We start from the raw sequence: 534 nt of genomic DNA, 5'->3' as shown, positions 1-534 counted from the left end.
TCATTATCTTCAACTAATAAAACATGACACCCTTTTAATTGAGTTGCTGCATTCTTGATGTTGATTGATTGTAAGTCTTTTCTAATTCTCTTTTCATAAAATTCAGTTGAGCTAATCGCATCTATTAGATTTGAAATTGTAATCGGTTTATCTAAAAAGATATTGATATCTGTATTTTTAGCTTCTGCTTGGACTTCAGCACGTCCATATGCGGTCATCATAATTATTATTGGATCTTTACTAAATGAGTTTTGTAATACAGATTTAATTTTTTGCGCAGTCTGAATACCACAAATATTAGGCATTTGCCAATCCATTAAGATTAAGTCATACCTTTTATTACTTTGCTTTACATGCATTATAGCTTTATGACTATCCTCAACTACATCAGCTTTAATTCCTTCATTTATCAACATATCATGTAAAATTTCTCGCGCATATGCGTTATCATCTACAATCAGTACGGTCATATCTTTGATTAATTTTGGTTTTACCTGTGCTTCACTTGAACGCTGTTTTTTTATACCAAAATTG

Annotated in this window: 1 protein-coding gene; it reads right to left on the bottom strand. The window is 30.5% G+C overall.

Features of this window, described 5'->3' with window-relative positions; translation table 11 throughout:
* On the bottom strand, positions 1-534 hold a 534-nt coding region (locus tag CJF42_RS06445; RefSeq protein WP_141235500.1), incomplete at both ends, for a response regulator.

Source organism: Pseudoalteromonas sp. NBT06-2 (genome assembly GCF_002276045.1).
Lineage (GTDB): Bacteria > Pseudomonadota > Gammaproteobacteria > Enterobacterales > Alteromonadaceae > Pseudoalteromonas.
This window is presented reverse-complemented; position numbering and strand designations above follow the sequence as displayed.